Here is a 15,200-nt window from a genome sequence, read left to right as displayed (position 1 = left end):
CCACCTGTCGCGGGTCGCGATCCGCGCGGGGTCGCGGATCCGGCCGGGAGGCCCGATGCGGCCCCGGCACGTCGGCCGCCGGTCACGATCCGGTCACGCCCAGGACCCCACCCTGTCAGTCGCGCGGCTGCAGGTCCTGCGGACGGACCAGGTACATGTCGACCGACGCACCGACGACGCCGTCGTCACCGGTGCTGCCGCGTCGGACCTGCTCGCGGACGAGGTCACCGCGGCCGATCCCGATCAGGGCGACGTCGTGCAGCGATGCGGTCCCCGGCTTGAGGTAGTCGTTGTGCCCGACCGGACGGCGGAACAGGTCGCCGGCGGCCAGCGCGTCGGCACCGCCGGCCAGGTTCATCACGGTGGCGCCGAACGACGAACCACCCGGGTCCGTGCCGTAGTACCCGGACCCCGCGATCGGGTCGCTGTGCGCGACACCGACGAACACCTCGTCCGAGGCGACGTCCAGGTCCGCCGCCGACCGGACGTCACTGCCCGGTGACCCGAGCACGGTGAGGGTGTCGGCGCTCATCCGTCCGGAGGCGAGCGCCATGAGCGCCGTCGTCGACCCGTACGAGTGCGCCACGATGTTCAGCCGGGGCTGGTCGCCGTCGCGGATCTGCCGCAGGCCGTCGACGGTGCGCTCGAGTCGCTGCGCCCCGGAGTCGGCGAGGCTGAGCGACATGATGTTCGACAGGTCGGGCGTGCGGTAGCCCATCCACGCCACGACGGCGACGCCCGTCCCGTCGCCGGAGCCACCGGCCGCCAGCGGCGCGAGGGTCGCTTGTTCGCTCGCCAGGTCGTTGGCGGTGTTCGTGAAGTCGGCCATCTGCCCGGTCACGGTGAAGAACATCCCGGGGACGATGACGGTCACGTCCGCCGCGGTGTCGAGGTCTCCGATGCTGATCGCCGCTCGGCCCGCCGCTCGGGTGTCGAGCGTGATGAGGAACCGCTGCGGGTCACCGGGTTCGCGCCGCAGCGAGTCCCGCACCTGTCCGAGCATCGCGGCGTGCGCGGCTCCGGTGTCGGGGTCGGCGAGTCCGGTGGTCAGGGTCGACCGGTTCGCGCGGTCGCGGACGGCGTACGGCACGCCCTCGAGGTTGCCGATGATCGACGGCGCGTGGACCAGGAGCGTGCCCTGTTCGTCGGCGCCGAGTCCCGCCCACCACTGCGCGACGACGGCCGCTGCGGGCGGGTCGTCCTGCGCGGTCGCCACGACACGGCGGTCGTCGGCGGCGCGGCGCAGGTCACCGGCGTCGAGGACCCCGAGGTCGTCGAGGAACGCCCGACCGTGCGCGTCGGCGACGGTGTCGACGTCGATCTGTCCCCCGGTCATGACCGGCTGGGGCACCGCGTGGCGCTCGGAGACGAGCGCGACCGTCACGGTGGCCGTGGCGGCATGGGTCGGAGGCGCGACGGGGGCCTCGATCACTCCGAGCGAGTGCATCGAGGCGGTGAGCAGAGCCGCGGCGATGAGCAGCAATCGGGTCTCCCCCTGGAAGGCCGTCCCGTCGCCTCCCTGCAGACGACGGGTGATGCTCTGTCGAGTGTAAGGAGAATGCCCGAGGATCGGTCATGCGCGATGCAACTTGTCCCCCGAACTGGGTGCGTCGCACGGCGCGCCGCAGTGTGCGCCCACGTCGACGGCGTGCTCGTCGCCCCGGCTCAGCCCTCGGGCGCGGGCACCTCCGGCTCGGGGAGCGCGCTCGGCCCCTCGGTCACGAGCAGGTGGAACTGCTCGGCATCGATGATCCGGAGCCCCAGCTGCTCGGCCTTCGTGAGCTTCGACCCGGCCCCGGGACCCGCGGCCACGAAGTCGGTCTTCTTGCTGACGCTCGACGCCGCCTTGCCGCCGGCGGTGATGATCGCCTCGAGCGCGCCCTCGCGCGTGTACCCCTCGAGGGACCCGGTCGCCACGACCGCGACACCGCTCAGGACACCGCCCTCGATCGCCGCGCCCCCGGGGCCGGGGTGGTCCGGCGTGGTGAACTGCACGCCCGCCGTCGTCCAGCGGTCGATGATCTCAAGGTGCCAGTCGACCTCGAACCACGCGAGCAGGGCGTCGGCGATGATCCCGCCGACCCCGTCGACCGCCGCGAGTTCCTCGCGCGAGGCGCTGCGGATCCGGTCGAGCGACCCGAAGTGGTTCGCGAGCGCCCGCGCCGCGACTGGTCCGACGTGGCGGATGCTCAGCCCCACCATGATGCGCCAGAGCGGTTTCGTCTTCGCCGCGTCGATGTTCGCGAGCATCTCGAACGCGTTCTTCGACGGGAAGCGGCTCGGCTCGCCGGTGTAGTCCGCACCGCGTGCTTCGGGGTCGAACGGCGGGTCGGTCTTCTTGCGCGCGCGGCTGAACGGGGTCACGCGCTTCGGGGCACCGGCGTCGTCGACCTTCTCCATGCCGGTCTCGGCGTCGCGGACGATCACCTCGATCGGGACGATGTCATGCATCGTCAGGTCGAACAACCCGGCCTCGGTCACGAGCGGCGGGGTCTCCGGGTGCAGCGGCTGCGTGAGCGCTGCGGCTGCGACCTCGCCGAGGCCCTCGATGTCGAGGGAACCGCGCGATGCGATGTGCTCGACACGACCGCGGACCTGCGCGGGGCAGCTCTTCGCGTTCGGGCAGCGGAGGTCGATGTCGCCTTCCTTCGCGGGGGCGAGCTCGGTGCCGCACTCCGGGCAGTGCGTCGGCATCACGAACTCGCGCTCCGTGCCGTCGCGCAGGTCGACGACCGGTCCCAGGACCTCGGGGATGACGTCGCCGGCCTTCCGCAGCACCACGGTGTCGCCGATCAGGACGCCCTTCGCCTTGACCACCTGCTGGTTGTGCAGGGTGGCCTGGCGGACGACCGACCCGGCGACCTCGGCCGGGGCCATCACCGCGAACGGGGTCGCACGCCCGGTCCGCCCGACGCTGACCACGATGTCGACGAGCTTTGTGTGGACTTCTTCCGGCGGGTACTTGTACGCGATCGCCCACCGGGGTGCACGAGACGTCGAGCCGAGTTCCTCGTGCAGGGCGAGGTCGTCGACCTTGATGACGACGCCGTCGATCTGGTGCTCGACCGAGGCACGGCGGTCGCCCGTGGAGCGGACGAAGGCGTTCACCTCGTCGATGGTGTCGAAGACCCGGTAGTGGCTGCTCGTCGGCATGCCCCAGGTCTCGAGCAGCTCGTAGACCTCGGACTGCGAGCGGACGTCGGTCTCCTGTTCGAGCTCGCGCACGGGCCACGCGCCGATGCCGTGCACGAGCATCCGCAAGCGCCGGAGCCGGTCGACCATGAGTGCGCGCTTCGCCTCGGACTTGCCCTCTTCCTTCTGGCGGAGGGACCCGGCGGCGGCGTTGCGCGGGTTGGCGAAGACGCGCTCCCCCGCCTCGCGCTGGTTCGCGTTGAGCTCGTCGAACTCGGCGACCGGGAAGAAGATCTCGCCGCGGACCTCGACCAGCGGCGGGTGGCCCGTCCCCGACAGCCGGTCCGGGATCGTGCCCATCGTCCGGACGTTGCCGGTGACGTCCTCGCCCACGACACCGTCACCACGAGTCGCCGCCGACACCAACCGGCCGTGCTCGTAGCGCAGGTTGATCGCGAGGCCGTCGATCTTCAGCTCGGTCAGGAACCGGACACGCTCGGCACCGGCGTCGCGCTGCACCTTGACGGCCCACTCGGTGAGCTCGTCCGGGCTGAACACGTTGTCGAGCGAGAGCATCCGCTCGGCGTGCTCGACCGGCGCGAACTGCGTGGTCTGCGCCTGCCCGCCGACGGTCTGGGTCGGGCTGTCCTCGGTCAGGAGCTCCGGGAACCGCTGCTCGATCGCGGCGAGCCGTCGGACCAGCACGTCGTAGTCGGCATCGGCTTCCGGTGATCCGTTGTCGCCCTGGTAGTACGCCTGTCGCAGCTCGTTGATGCGGGCCCGCAGCCGGTCGACCTCGCGCCCGGCCTGGGCGGCGTCGAGCCCGTCGGGGTCGATGGTCTCGAACGTGGCGTCGGTCTCGCTCATGCCATCAGTTCTACCGTGTGCCACCGACGGCGCGTGCAGCGGACCCACCGCCCGGGAGCGGCGGTCTCAGGCGTCGACGGGGACGGCGCTGACGGTGCTGTCGATCGTGCACTGTCCGAGCACCCGGGTGCCGACGTAGACCACGGCCGTCTGCCCGGGGGCGACCCCGTGCAGCGGCTCGTCGACGTCGATCACGAGCACGTCGTCCTGCACCCGCGCGGTCGCCGGCACCGGATCGGCGTGCGCCCGGATCTGCACGTCGCACGCGAACGGCGTCTGCGGGTCGGCCGGTGCGGTGCCGGCCCACGTGAAGCGGGAGCCCGACATCGACGTCACGGCCAGGGCCTCCTTCGGACCGACCACGACGGTGTTGTCCTTCGGGCGGATCTCGAGCACGAACCGGGGCTTGCCGTCGGCGGCGGGGCGCCCGAGCGACAGTCCGCGGCGCTGCCCGACCGTGTAGCCGTGCGCGCCGTCGTGCGAACCGACGACGGTGCCGTCGCGCTCGACGACGTCACCGGTCTCGCTGCCGACACGGTCGGCGAGCCAGCCGCGGGTGTCGCCGTCGGGGATGAAGCAGATGTCGTAGGAGTCGGGCTTCTGCGCGACCGTCAGCCCACGCTCGGCGGCCTCGGCACGGACCGCGTCCTTCGACGGGGTCGCCCCGAGCGGGAACATCGCGTGCTGCAGCTGCTCGGCGGTCAGGACCCCGAGCACGTAGGACTGGTCCTTCGCCCACGCGGCCGACCGGTGGAGTTCGCGGGAGCCGTCCGGGCCGGTGACGATCGAGGCGTAGTGCCCGGTCGCGACGGCGTCGAAGCCCAGGGCCAGCGCCTTCTCGAGCAGCGCCGCGAACTTGATCCGCTCGTTGCACCGCATGCAGGGGTTCGGGGTGCGGCCGGCCTGGTACTCGGCGACGAAGTCGTCGACGACGTCCTCCTTGAACCGGGCCGAGAAGTCCCACACGTAGTAGGGGATGCCGAGGGCGGACGCGGCGCGCTGGGCGTCCATCGAGTCCTCGATCGTGCAGCACCCGCGACTGCCGGTGCGGAGCGTGCCCGGCATCCGGCTCAACGCCAGGTGCACGCCGACCACGTCGTGCCCGGCGTCGACCGCCCGGGCAGCAGCCACCGCCGAGTCGACCCCACCGCTCATCGCCGCCAGAACACGCATGCCTCCAGGGTAACCCGCCGACGAACCCGTACCGCTGGCGTACCGTTGGTCGAGCGATGGCCACGACGGGGAACGACTCATTCGACTTCCGGTCCGTCCTGTTGTCCGGGTTCCTGCCCGCGGCACTGTTCGCCATCGGCGAGGGCGCGATCATCCCGATCATCCCGATCGCCGCGGACTCCCTCGGCGCGACCCTGGCGTTCGCGGGCTTCGTCGCGTCGCTCATCCTGGTCGGCGAACTCATCGGCGACGTGCCGTCGGGCATCGTCGTCGCGCGGATCGGCGAGCGGAACGCGATGATCGGCGCCGCCCTGGTGTCGGTCGGCGGCCTGGTCGTCTGCACGACCGCGGCGAACGCGTGGGTGCTCGCGCTCGGGGTGTTCCTGGTCGGCGTCTCGACCGCGGTGTTCGCCCTGGCACGGCACGCCTACATGACCACCGCGATCCCCGTCCGCATCCGTGCCCGGGCACTGTCGAGCCTGGGCGGGGTCTTCCGCTTCGGGTACTTCGTCGGGCCGTTCCTCGCCGCCGGCGTGATCCACCTGACCGGCACCACCGCGAGCGCCTTCTGGATCCACGTCGTGTGCTGCCTGGCGGCGGCGACCGTGCTCCTGGTGCTGCGCGACCCGGCGACGGGCGCACGCGGTCTGCGGTTGCCGCCACGGGCCTCCCGGTCGGGGTCGGACGCGACCGGCGTGACGGAGCCGTCCACCGACACCGGAGCGGTCTTCGTCGGCAAGGAGGCGCACGGCCTCTTCCGGACCCTGCGCACGAACCGGGCCGTGCTGCTGCGGCTCGGCAGCGGCGCCGCGCTCATCGGCGCGATGCGCGCCGGACGCCAGGTGATCCTGCCGCTGTGGGCGGTCAGTGTCGGGCTGAACGACTCGACGGCCGCGTTGATCATCGGCATCGCCGGTGCCGTCGACTTCGCGCTGTTCTACACGAGCGGCCAGATCATGGACCGCTGGGGGCGGTTGGCGAGCGCACTCCCCTGCATGCTCGGGCTGAGCATCAGCTACTTCCTGCTCGCCTGGAGCGGGCACCTCGACGCGCGGGTCGGCTGGTTCGTGGGGATCGCGATGGGGATGTCGCTCGCCAACGGCGTCGGCTCCGGCATCCTCATGACGCTCGGCGCCGACCTCGCCCCGCGCGACGACCCGGCGCCGTTCCTCGGGGCCTGGCGGTTCACCGGCGACTTCGGGTCGGCAGCGGCACCGCTCGTGATCTCCGGGGTGACGGCCGTCGCGACGATCGCGGTGGCCAGCGGCGTGATGGGCGTGCTCGGCCTGATCGGTGCCGGAGTGCTGCTGCGGTACGTGCCGCGGTACCTGCCGCGCCAGCTCCGCTGACGCGCGCGGGGCGTTGCGTGCTGCGTGCTGCGCGGGCGGCGCACGGCGCGCTGCGCGCTGCGTGCTGCGCGGCCGGCGCACGGTGCGCGTCCCGCCGATCCGTGCGAGGTTCCCCGCTCCGTGCGCACCTGCTGCGGCGCACGAAGCGGCCAAACCCGCACCAGGTGACGGCCGGCGCACCGTGCGCACGTGCGCGCCACCACCGCCCGGGAGGCCCGGCGCACCCCCGCCACGAACACCGCACCGTGTCGACACGGTCACCCACAACGCCGCTGGCCGCTCCGTGCGCACCTGCTGCGGCGCACGAAGCGGCCAAGCCCGCACCAAGTGGCGTCCGGCGCACCGTGCGCACGTGCGCGCCACCAACGCCCGGGAGGCCCGGCGCACCCCCGCCACGAACACCGCACCGTGTCGACACGGTCACCCTCAACGCCGCTGGCCGCTCCGCGCGCACCTGCTGCGCGCACGAAGCGGCCAAACCCGCACCAGGTGACGTCCGGCGCACCGTGCGCACGCACCGACGTCCGCCGACCAGAGACCGCTCGGTAGACTGCCGCTGCTCGCGGGAGTGGTGGAATCGGTAGACACGCAGGATTTAGGTTCCTGTGCCCCAGGCGTGAGGGTTCGAGTCCCTCCTTCCGCACCGACCGTTGCGTGCTCGCGCATCTCATACCACCGAGGGACGTTCCGGTCACGCGCGGACGGTACCCTCGTCGTGCGGGTGCCCCTCCCGTCACCGCATCTGCACGACCGGAAGAGACATGCACTCCGTCGCACTCGCCCTGATCCCATGGCTGGATCCGCAGTACATCCTCGACCACTTCGGGGCGGTCGCCGTGCTCGTCGTCTGTGCGATCGTCTTCGCCGAGACCGGTCTGCTGATCGGCTTCATCTTCCCGGGCGACAGCCTGCTCGTCATCACCGGCCTGTTCGCGTTCGACCGCGGCGGCGAGATCGGCGGCATCCCGATCTGGGTCGCTGCCCTGATGATCGGCGCTGCGGCGTTCCTCGGTGGGGAGCTCGGCTACTACATCGGCAAGAAGGCCGGCCCGCCGATCTTCGAGCGCAAGGAGAGCGGTCTGTTCTCCAAGGCGAACGTCGAGCGGACCAACGCGTTCTTCCACCGGTTCGGCCCGCTCGCGGTGATCCTGGCGCGCTTCGTGCCGGTCGTCCGCACCTTCGCGCCGATCGCCGCCGGCGTCGGCCGCATGGACTACAAGAAGTACTCGCTCTACAACGCGATCGGCGCCGTCGTCTGGGGTGTCGGCGTGACGTTCCTCGGGTACTTCATCGGGCACATCCCCTTCGTCGCCCACATCGTGCGCGAGTACATCGACATCATCCTGCTCGCCGCCGTCCTGGTCACGGTCGTGCCGATGGCGCTGACGTACATCCGGAACGCCCGCAAGGCGAAGAAGCGCGAGCACCAGGCCGAGTCGACGGCCGTCGACCCGCAGCTGTAGCGGTACGCCGGACCGGACGACGACAGGCCCCCACCGTTCGGTGTGGGCCTGTCGTCGTCGCAGGTGGGCAGTTCAGAGCCCGAAGTGCTCCCGCACGACCGGCGCGATGCCCCGGAACGCCTTGCTGCGGTGCGACAGCGCGTTCTTCTCCTCGCGGGTGAGCTCGGCCGACGAGCGGTCGGCGTCGTCCGGCCGGAACACCGGGTCGTAGCCGTGTCCGCCGTCGCCGACCGGCGCGGTCAGCACCTCGCCGTTCCACACCGCCTCGACCACGTGCTCGAACCCGTCGGGCGTGACGAACGCGGCCGCACACACGAAGGCGGCGGTCCGCTCCACGACGCCGTCGAGGTTCTGCAGCAGCAGCGCGATGTTGTCGGCGTCCGACCGGGTGCCCGCGTACCGCGCCGAGTGGATGCCCGGGGCACCGTCGAGCGCGTCGACCGCGATGCCGGAGTCGTCGGCGAGCGCCGGCAGCCCGGTGTGGGCGACCGCGGCGCGGGCCTTGATCAGGGCGTTCGCGGCGTAGGTGTCGCCGTCCTCGACCGGCTCGGGGCCGTCGTAGCCGACCAGCTCGACGCCCTCGCCCAGCGCCGACCCGAGGATCTCGCGCAGTTCCACGACCTTGCCCTGGTTGTGGGTGGCCAGGACGACGGTGCCGGTCACGCCAGCCCCAGCACGGACTTCTGGATCGCCGCGAGCGACTGGTTGCCGGCCAGGCCCAGGTCGAGCAGGACGTTCAGCTCGTCGCGGTCGAAGGGCGCGTGCTCGGCGGTCCCCTGCACCTCGATGAACTTGCCCGACCCGGTCGTGACGATGTTCATGTCGGTGTCGGCGGCGGAGTCCTCGGTGTACGCCAGGTCGAGCATCGGCTCGCCCGTGACGATGCCGACCGAGATCGCCTGCACGCTGTCGGTGAGCGGGGTGGCCTTCTTGCCGATGAAGCCCTTGCCGCGGCCCCACTCGATCGCGTCGACCATCGCCACGTAGGCGCCGGTGATCGACGCCGTGCGGGTGCCGCCGTCGGCCTGCAGCACGTCGCAGTCGATGACCAGGGTGTTCTCGCCGAGGGCCTTCGTGTCGACCACGGCGCGGAGCGAACGCCCGATCAGCCGGGAGATCTCGTGGGTGCGGCCGCCGACCTTGCCCTTGATCGACTCGCGCTGCATGCGCTCGTTCGTCGACCGCGGCAGCATCGAGTACTCGGCGGTGACCCAGCCGGCGCCCTTGCCGGCGAGCCAACGGGGCACGCCGTTCGTGAACGAGGCGGTGCAGAGCACCTTGGTGTTGCCGAACGAGATGAGCGCGCTGCCCTCGGCCTGCGTGCTCCACCCCCGCTCGATGGTGACGGGACGGTGTTCCTCGGCCTGGCGGCCGTCGATGCGGGTGGTCATGGTGTCCTTTCGGTCCGGCCTGGAGGCGCGGTGCGGGTCATCGGGGCGGGCGGCGGCTGGCGGCTGGTCGCCGCTCAGGCCCGCCCACGGGGCAGCGTGATGGCGCCGGTCTCGAGGTGGCCGACGCGGACGATCTCGGGGCCGAGGAACCGGCGGGCGAGCCGCAGGAACCCGTCCTCGTCGTCGCCGGTCGACTCGAACGAGTACGTCGGGGCGGTGGTGGAGGTGCGTTCGAGGCCGTGCTCGACGAGCCGGCGGTACACGTCGCTCGCGGTCTCCTCGGCACTCGACACCAGGGTGACGTCCGGGCCCATCACGTACTGGATGGCGGCGGACATCAGCGGGTAGTGGGTGCAGCCGAGCACGAGGGTGTCGACGTCGGCGGCGCGGATCGGGTCGAGGTAGCCGGCGGCGACCTCGCGCAGCTCCGGTGACGAGGTGTCCCCCGCCTCGACGAACTCGACGAACCGCGGGCACGCCGCCAGGGTCAGGCTGACGTCGGAGGCCACCGCGAAGGCGTCCTCGTAGGCGCGCGAGGTGATGGTGCCGACCGTGCCGATGACGCCGATGCGCCCGGTCCGGGTCTGCTTCACGGCGGCGCGGGCGGCGGGCTGGATGACCTCGACCACCGGGATGCCGTACGCCTGCTCGTAGCGTTCGCGGGCGTCGCGGAGCACGGCCGACGACGCGGTGTTGCAGGCGATGACGAGGGCCTTGACGCCGAGTTCGACCAGGTCGTCCATGACCTCGAGCGCGTAGCGGCGGACGTCGGCGATGGGCTTCGGGCCGTACGGCGAGTGCACGGTGTCCCCGACGTACCGGATGCTCTCGCGCGGCAGTTGGTCGATGATCGCGCGGGCCACCGTGAGCCCGCCGACCCCGCTGTCGAAGACTCCGATCGGTGCATCCGTCACGGTGACCAGCGTACCGACGCGCGCTGCGGACGTCGGGACCGACCGCCTGCGCGCCGCGGGCCGCACGCCCGAGGCGATCCGGGCCTCCCGGAGGTCACGACACTAGTGTCGACACCGTGACCAGCGCGCTCCTGACGGACCAGTACGAACTCACCATGGTCGACGCGGCCCTGAAGGACGGCACCGCCCACCGGCGCTGCGTCTTCGAGGTGTTCGCCCGGCGACTCCCCGACGGTCGTCGCTACGGCGTCGCGGCCGGCCTCGGCCGGTTCCTGACCGCCCTCGGCGACTTCCGCTTCGGCGACGACGAGATCGGGTTCCTGCGCGACCGCGGGGTCATCGACGAGGGCACCGCAGCCTTCCTCGCCGACTACCGGTTCACCGGGGACGTCCGGGCGTACCGCGAGGGCGAGGTGTACTTCCCCAACTCCCCGATCCTGCAGGTCGAGGGCACGTTCGCCGAGGCCGTCGTGCTCGAGACGCTCGCCCTGTCGGTCTTCAATGCCGACTCCGCCATCGCCTCGGCCGCCGCGCGCATGGTCTCCGCCGCCGACGGGCGTCCGCTCGCCGAGATGGGCTCCCGCCGCACCGGCGAGTGGAACGCCGTCGCCGCAGCACGGGCCGCGTACATCGCCGGGTTCGGCGCGACGAGCAACCTCGAGGCCGGCCGCACCTGGGGCATCCCGACGATGGGCACCGCGGCGCACGCCTTCACCCTGCTGCACGACTCCGAGGAAGCGGCATTCCGGTCGCAGCTCGACGCCCTCGGCAACGGCACGACGCTGCTCGTCGACACCTACGACATCGAGCAGGCCGTCGAGACCGCCGTCCGGCTGACCGACGGCAAGCTCGGCGGTGTCCGCATCGACAGCGGCGACCTGCCCTCGGTCGTCGCGGCCGTCCGGGCGCAGCTCGACCGGCTCGGCGCGACCGACACGAAGATCACGGTCACGAACGACCTGGACGAGTACACGATCGCGGCCCTCCGTGCGGCCCCGGTCGACTCGTACGGCGTCGGCACCTCGGTGGTCTCCGGCTCGGGGCACCCGGCCGCCGGCATGGTCTTCAAGCTCGTGGCGCACCAGTCCGCCGACGGCGACGACTGGGTCGCCGTGGCGAAGAAGTCAGCGGACAAGGCCTCGATCGGCGGGCGCAAGGAAGCCGGCCGACGCCTGCGCAACGGTGTCGCCACGGCCGAGGTCGTGCTCACCGCCGGACAGGTCGGCCCCGACGAGCGCCCGCTGCTCGTGCCCGTGGTCACCGGCGGCGTGGTCGATCCGGCGTTCCTCGGAGCACAGGGCGTCGAGGCCGCGCGGGCGCACCACAAGCGGGCGAAGGCCGAGCTGCCGGCGGACGCCGCGCGCATCGGTCGCGGCGACCCCGCGATCCCCACCCTGGTGATCTGAGCGCGCCGCTGCGCGCCGCTTGGTGAGCAGAAATGGTCGGGTCCCCGAAGGCGACCCGACCATTTCTGCTCACGATGCGCAGGCTGCGTCTACTCGGACTTCATCTTCTCGTAGATGGCCTTGCAGTCCGGGCACACCGGGAACTTCTCCGGGTCGCGGCCCGGGATCCACTTCTTGCCGCACAGCGCCTTGACCGGCTTGCCGGACAGGGCGGACTGCAGGATCTTGTCCTTCTTGACGTAGTGCGAGAACCGCTCGTGGTCGCCGGGTTCGATCGCTTCGTCTTCGAGGAGCTTCTCGAGCTCCCGGTCCATCACGTCGAGGCCGCCGCCTGGTTCCGTCATGCTCATGGGTCCAGGGTACGACGGTCTGCGCACGTTGGTCTGCGCACCTTGCGCTCGTTCCGGAACGCTAGTTGCGCTGCGCCGCTGCCAGCAGGTCCGGGCCGCGCCGGTCGAACAGCCGCCCGCCCGCGAAGATCCCGATGACGAGCACGACCACGCCGATCCCGATGCCCACCGCGAGCGTCAGCATCGACCACGGCTCAGCGCCTCGGACGAAGGCCAGCACCGCGAGCCACGCCGCCGGGACGGTGCAGACCACGATGCCGATCACCATCATCGACTGCGCGACCGTCGCCGTCACACCCGCGGCCTGCGGCTGCTGGAACGGGTGGTCCCCCGGCCGCACGGTCGGGTAGGGCAGCAGCACGGACACGACGCTCGACAGCCCGAGTCCGGACAGCAGGGCGCTGGCGCTCACGCCGATCAGCAGCGGGAACACCGTCCAGTCGTCGAACAACCAGGCGGACACCGCCGAGCCGGCCACGATCGCCGGCGCACCGACGACGAGCACCGGGACGACACGGCCGAGACGGTCGCTCCACCCGGGAGCCCCGGAGGCGACGTGCAGCCACACCGCGGTGTTGTCGTACGAGACGTCGTTGTGCGGCAGGAACCCGGCGATCAGCGCCATGAGCGGCAACGGCACGAGCGCGGTCCAGTGCCACGGCACCCCGGCGACCCCGAGCGGGATGACGACGAGCGGGACGAACAGGATGATCAGGTACGAGGTGCGGTACCGCGGGTCGCGCACCCAGTAGGTCAGGGCGCGGGCGGCGACGGCGGCGACCGGTGTCGAGCCGAGCCGGTCGAACCAGCCGAGCCCCTGGTAGCGCCGGGTCCGGGTGCGACCGTCGACGGTGTCGAGCGCCCGACCGACGAGCGCCCACCACGCCCAGGTGAGCAGGGCGACGACGGCGATCGCGACGAGCAGCTTGAGGAACCCGGTGCCGACGTGGCCGCTGGCGACCTCGGCGGGCACGGCCCAGGCGGCACCCCACGGTGTCCACCCCGCGACGTCCGCGACGCGTTGCATCTCGGCGCCCTCGGGGTCGAGCCAGTCGACGCGCAGCAGCAGCGAGACCGTCGGGATCGCGAGCACGATGATCACGAGCGCGACGAGCCACCCGGCGTCGCGGGACCGGTGCGGACCGATCAGCCGCGAGCCGACGGTGCAGCACACGCGGACCAGGAGCGCGCAGGTGGCGATCGCGAGCAAGCCGCCGATGACCGCGAGCACACCGGTGCCGGCGTCACGCGCCCAGGCGATCGACTGGGCGGCGGCCACGACGACGACCCCGATCACCGGGACGCCGATCAGCCCGGCGACGACGAGGCCGATCGCGAGCCCGCGACGGCCGATGCCGAACACCGCGAAGCGCCGCGGGTCGAGCTGGTCGCTCCGTCCGACGACGAGCGGGACGACGGTGAACGCGAACGCGATGAGCGTGCCGACCGGCACGGTGACCGCGCGGGCCGTGTCGGGGTCGGCGGACCGCAGCGCGACCGTCTGCGTCGCGACGAACACGGCGGCGAGGAGCCCGACGAGGCTGCCGAGCACGACGAGCACGGACCGGCGGGCGCTGCCGCGGACCTCGCCCGCGAGCAGGTCGGCCCTCAGCCGGAGAAGCTGTGCAACCATTCCATGCTCTCTGCCACGACGCGGCCGCCCGCGAGTTCGACGAACTTGTCCTCGAGGCTCTTGCGACCGCGCACCTGGGCCATGGTCCCCGAGGCGAGGACCCTGCCGCCGACGATGATGGCGACGGAGTCGCAGGTGCGCTGCACGAGCTCCATGGAGTGGCTGGAGAGCACGACGGTGCCGCCACCGCGCGTGTAGCGGCGCAGGATGTCGGTGATGGTCGCAGCGCTCACGGGGTCGACCGACTCGAACGGTTCGTCGAGCACGAGGACCCGCGGCGAGTGGATGAGCGTGGCGGCCAGGGCGATCTTCTTCGCCATGCCCACCGAGTAGTCGGCGACCTGGCGACCGAGCGCCTCGCCGAGCCCGAACGCCTCGGCCAGGTCGGTGCTGCGCTCACGAGCCGTGGCACCGTCGAGACCGCGCAGGGTGGCCGAGTAGTAGAGCAGCTGCGCACCGGTGAGGCGGTCGAACAGCCGCAGGCGGTCCGGCAGCACGCCGAGGCTGCGCTTGGCGGCCGTGGGGTCGGCCCAGACGTCGTGGTCCAGGACCGTCACGGACCCGGCGTCGGGACGCAGCAGACCGGTGATCATCGACAGGGTGGTCGTCTTGCCGGCGCCGTTCGGGCCGACCACGCCGAAGATCGAGCCCTGGCGGATCTCGAGGTCGACCTCGTCGACGGCGAGGGTCTGCCCGTACCGCTTGACGAGGCCGTCGGCGCCGAGCACGACGGGCTGCAGCTTCTGCGGGGCCTTGGGCGCGGTGGCCCGGGGAGCACGCTTCTTCGCGGCGGGGCTCGTCGCGGCGTCCGCCTCCGGTGCGTCCGTCTCCGGTGCGCCCTGCGCTGCGTGCACGGTCGCGTCCGTCGCGGACGTCGCGTCGCTCGACGCGGGGCCGGGAGGCACGGTGCCGGTCGTGCCGGCGCCCTTCGCCGGTCGCTTGGTGCGTTGCTTCGTGGTGCGCGCCTTGGCGGGTCGGGCGCCGGTGGTCGTCGTCGGGGCCGCTGCCGCGGCACGGGCCGCGGGACCGGGCGCTGCGGTGCCGGGCACTGCGTCCGACTGCGGCTCGGTGACCGGATCGGTGTCGGCGGCCGTGGTGTCGGCAGCCGTGGTCTCGTCGGTCATCTCGTCATCAACGGAGGCGTCGCGCGCATCCGGTTCCCCCATGTCGTCGTCGTCGGCGTCGTCCCCCGCCGCGGCGTCCACCCGGTCGGCGGCACGCTCGTCGGCGTCCTGCTCGTCGGTGTCACTCGCTTCGGTCATCCAAGCAGCGTCGGTCGTGGCGTACACGTCCTCGTTCTCTGCTCTGGCGGCCATCGCCCAACCGTACCAACGCTCTCCGGACAGCGGGGAACCGCCCGCTCCAGTGTCACGAAATGAGTACGAAGCGCGGCGGACCTACCCCTTGAGCGGGTGTTTCCGTATCATTCACCAGGGCACGAAGAAGTGTTCACCACTTGGAAACCTGCTCCGGCGGGCTCTCCGACACCGTGCAGCGGCCGCCCTCGTGGCCCGCGGCGTCC

12 protein-coding genes and 1 tRNA gene are annotated in these 15,200 nt (G+C 72.0%); 4 read left to right on the top strand and 9 right to left on the bottom strand.

What is annotated here, in order from left to right; translation table 11 throughout:
• Positions 1-115: 115 nt before the first annotated feature.
• The 3 genes from EDF31_RS04820 to mnmA form a co-directional block, all read right to left on the bottom strand.
• Positions 116-1,483 (bottom strand): alpha/beta hydrolase, encoded by a 1,368-nt coding sequence (locus EDF31_RS04820; RefSeq protein ID WP_131845369.1) that lies wholly within the window; start codon positions 1,481-1,483, stop codon positions 116-118.
• Positions 1,484-1,665: 182 nt separating this feature from the next.
• A complete protein-coding gene (gene ligA, locus EDF31_RS04815; protein ID WP_131845368.1) occupies positions 1,666-3,999 on the bottom strand; it encodes an NAD-dependent DNA ligase LigA in 2,334 nt (777 codons plus the stop codon).
• Positions 4,000-4,065: 66 nt separating this feature from the next.
• Positions 4,066-5,172: a tRNA 2-thiouridine(34) synthase MnmA gene (mnmA, locus tag EDF31_RS04810; protein WP_131845367.1), complete on the bottom strand. Its 1,107-nt coding sequence runs from the start codon at positions 5,170-5,172 to the stop codon at positions 4,066-4,068.
• 56 nt (positions 5,173-5,228) lie between these two features.
• On the opposite strand from mnmA, the gene EDF31_RS04805 reads away from it, so the two are divergent.
• The 3 genes from EDF31_RS04805 (at position 5,229) to EDF31_RS04795 (ending at position 7,984) form a co-directional block, all read left to right on the top strand.
• Positions 5,229-6,521: an MFS transporter gene (locus EDF31_RS04805; protein ID WP_123294070.1), complete on the top strand. Its 1,293-nt coding sequence runs from the start codon at positions 5,229-5,231 to the stop codon at positions 6,519-6,521.
• 562 nt (positions 6,522-7,083) lie between these two features.
• Positions 7,084-7,164: transfer RNA gene (locus EDF31_RS04800), tRNA-Leu, on the top strand.
• Between the two features lie 118 nt (positions 7,165-7,282).
• A complete protein-coding gene (locus EDF31_RS04795) occupies positions 7,283-7,984 on the top strand; it encodes a DedA family protein (RefSeq protein ID WP_123294071.1) in 702 nt (233 codons plus the stop codon).
• A 72-nt stretch (positions 7,985-8,056) separates the two neighbouring features.
• On the opposite strand, the gene rdgB is transcribed toward EDF31_RS04795, so the two are convergent.
• From rdgB to murI, 3 genes are all read right to left on the bottom strand, one after another.
• On the bottom strand, positions 8,057-8,647 hold the full coding sequence (rdgB, locus tag EDF31_RS04790; RefSeq protein ID WP_123294072.1) for an RdgB/HAM1 family non-canonical purine NTP pyrophosphatase: 591 nt from the start codon (positions 8,645-8,647) through the stop codon (positions 8,057-8,059).
• Entirely contained in the window at positions 8,644-9,375 is a 732-nt protein-coding gene (rph, locus tag EDF31_RS04785; RefSeq protein WP_131845366.1) for a ribonuclease PH, read from the bottom strand. Before rph ends, rdgB begins: the two co-directional genes overlap by 4 nt.
• Positions 9,376-9,449: 74 nt before the next feature.
• Positions 9,450-10,289: a glutamate racemase gene (gene murI, locus EDF31_RS04780; protein ID WP_123340801.1), complete on the bottom strand. Its 840-nt coding sequence runs from the start codon at positions 10,287-10,289 to the stop codon at positions 9,450-9,452.
• 116 nt (positions 10,290-10,405) lie between these two features.
• Here murI and EDF31_RS04775 point away from each other — a divergent pair, with 116 nt between their 5' ends.
• On the top strand, positions 10,406-11,695 hold the full coding sequence (locus EDF31_RS04775) for a nicotinate phosphoribosyltransferase (protein WP_131845365.1): 1,290 nt from the start codon (positions 10,406-10,408) through the stop codon (positions 11,693-11,695).
• An 89-nt stretch (positions 11,696-11,784) separates the two neighbouring features.
• Here the strand turns inward: EDF31_RS04775 and EDF31_RS04770 are convergent, their stop codons facing one another.
• The 3 genes from EDF31_RS04770 to EDF31_RS04760 form a co-directional block, all read right to left on the bottom strand.
• Positions 11,785-12,045 (bottom strand): DUF3039 domain-containing protein, encoded by a 261-nt coding sequence (locus EDF31_RS04770; RefSeq protein WP_111033217.1) that lies wholly within the window; start codon positions 12,043-12,045, stop codon positions 11,785-11,787.
• Between the two features lie 61 nt (positions 12,046-12,106).
• On the bottom strand, positions 12,107-13,678 hold the full coding sequence (locus tag EDF31_RS04765; protein WP_131845364.1) for an ABC transporter permease: 1,572 nt from the start codon (positions 13,676-13,678) through the stop codon (positions 12,107-12,109).
• Positions 13,654-14,994, bottom strand: a complete 1,341-nt coding sequence (locus tag EDF31_RS04760; RefSeq protein ID WP_243649856.1) for an ABC transporter ATP-binding protein — start codon at positions 14,992-14,994, stop codon at positions 13,654-13,656. Before EDF31_RS04760 ends, EDF31_RS04765 begins: the two co-directional genes overlap by 25 nt.
• Between the last annotated feature and the right edge of the window lie 206 nt (positions 14,995-15,200).

The sequence above is a fragment of the Curtobacterium sp. PhB142 genome, from assembly GCF_004341255.1.
GTDB lineage: Bacteria > Actinomycetota > Actinomycetes > Actinomycetales > Microbacteriaceae > Curtobacterium.
Note: the sequence above shows the minus strand (reverse complement) of the source record. Positions and strands in the feature narration are given on the sequence as shown.